Origin of the sequence: Prevotella dentasini JCM 15908, from assembly GCF_000614065.1 — a bacterium.
Taxonomy (GTDB): Bacteria; Bacteroidota; Bacteroidia; order Bacteroidales; family Bacteroidaceae; genus Prevotella; species Prevotella dentasini.
Genome location: NZ_BAKG01000039.1, coordinates 1 through 1873 on the forward strand (window position 1 = coordinate 1; position 1873 = coordinate 1873).

The following is a 1873-nucleotide window of genomic DNA, read 5'->3' on the forward strand; positions in this document are numbered from 1 at the left end:
CAGAGACAGCGGGTACAAGAAAAAGAGCCGAACCGGCGAGGATGCCCCCGACGCCGCGGCCACGGGCCGCGGACAGGCAACCGCTCCAGAAAGGAGGTGTTCCAGCCGCACCTTCCGGTACGGCTACCTTGTTACGACTTAGCCCCAATCACCAGTCTTGCCCTAGGCCGATCCTTGCGGTCACGGACTTCAGGCACCCCCGGCTTTCATGGCTTGACGGGCGGTGTGTACAAGGCCCGGGAACGTATTCACCGCGCCATGGCTGATGCGCGATTACTAGCGAATCCAGCTTCGTGGGGTCGGGTTGCAGACCCCAGTCCGAACTGGGACCGGCTTTCAAGATTCGATGCGGCTTGCGCAGCACCTGCCTCTGTACCGGCCATTGTAACACGTGTGTAGCCCCGGACGTAAGGGCCGTGCTGATTTGACGTCGTCCCCACCTTCCTCGCACCTTGCGGCGGCAGTGTCTCCAGAGTGCCCGGCACGACCCGATGGCAACTGGAGAGGGGGGTTGCGCTCGTTATGGCACTTAAGCCGACACCTCACGGCACGAGCTGACGACAACCATGCAGCACCTTCGCAGCGGTCCCGGAGGACCTCGGCATCTCTGCCTCGTTCCGCTGCAATTCAAGCCCGGGTAAGGTTCCTCGCGTATCATCGAATTAAACCACATGTTCCTCCGCTTGTGCGGGCCCCCGTCAATTCCTTTGAGTTTCACCGTTGCCGGCGTACTCCCCAGGTGGGATGCTTAATGCTTTCGCTTGGCCGCCGGCTAAAAAAGCCGACAGCGGGCATCCATAGTTTACCGTGCGGACTACCAGGGTATCTAATCCTGTTCGATACCCGCACCTTCGAGCTTCAGCGTCAGTTGCGCTCCCGCAAGCTGCCTTCGCAATCGGGGTTCCTCGTCATATCTAAGCATTTCACCGCTACACGACGAATTCCGCCTGCGTTGCGCGCACTCAAGCGGGCCAGTATGCGCTGCACATCGGACGTTGAGCGTCCACATTTCACAACACACTTAACCCGCGGCCTACGCTCCCTTTAAACCCAATAAATCCGGATAACGCCCGGACCTTCCGTATTACCGCGGCTGCTGGCACGGAATTAGCCGGTCCTTATTCATGCGGTACCTGCAATGCGCCACGCGTGGCGCACTTTATCCCCGCATAAAAGCAGTTTACAACCCATAGGGCCGTCGTCCTGCACGCTACTTGGCTGGTTCAGGCTTCCGCCCATTGACCAATATTCCTCACTGCTGCCTCCCGTAGGAGTTTGGACCGTGTCTCAGTTCCAATGTGGGGGACCTTCCTCTCAGAACCCCTACCGATCGGTGCCTTGGTGGGCCGTTACCCCGCCAACAAGCTAATCGGACGCATCCCCATCCATCACCGGAAAAAACCTTTAATCCTCCTCGGATGTCCTCAAAGGATAACATGGGGTATTAGTCTGCCTTTCGGCAGGTTATCCCCCGGTCATGGGAAGGTTGGATACGCGTTACTCACCCGTGCGCCGGTCGACGTCCGGAGGGTGCAAGCACCATCCGCCGTTTCCCCTCGACTTGCATGTGTTAAGCCTGTAGCTAGCGTTCATCCTGAGCCAGGATCAAACTCTCCGTTGTAAAGTATGATCTGCGGAAATCCCGCGCGACACTCCCGAAAGGGAGCAGGACGCGGAAAGACCGCCGTTGTATCTGTCCAGGATGCCTGTCCAAAAAGTATCGGGAAAGCACCTCTTCAAAATAATTGAACGGTTCGTTTCTCTTTTACCCGTCCGCACATGCCGCCACTGCAGGGCGGGACACGGACGGACGCTTCTTGTACTACTTCTCTGTCTATGTAAATCCTTTCAAAGAACTCCTTCTTAATCGCTG

Annotated in this window: 1 rRNA gene; it reads right to left on the reverse strand. The window is 57.7% G+C overall.

Features of this window, described 5'->3' with window-relative positions:
- Positions 1–89: 89 nt before the first annotated feature.
- A 16S ribosomal RNA gene (locus tag JCM15908_RS11245) occupies positions 90–1621 on the reverse strand.
- Positions 1622–1873 lie beyond the last annotated feature (252 nt).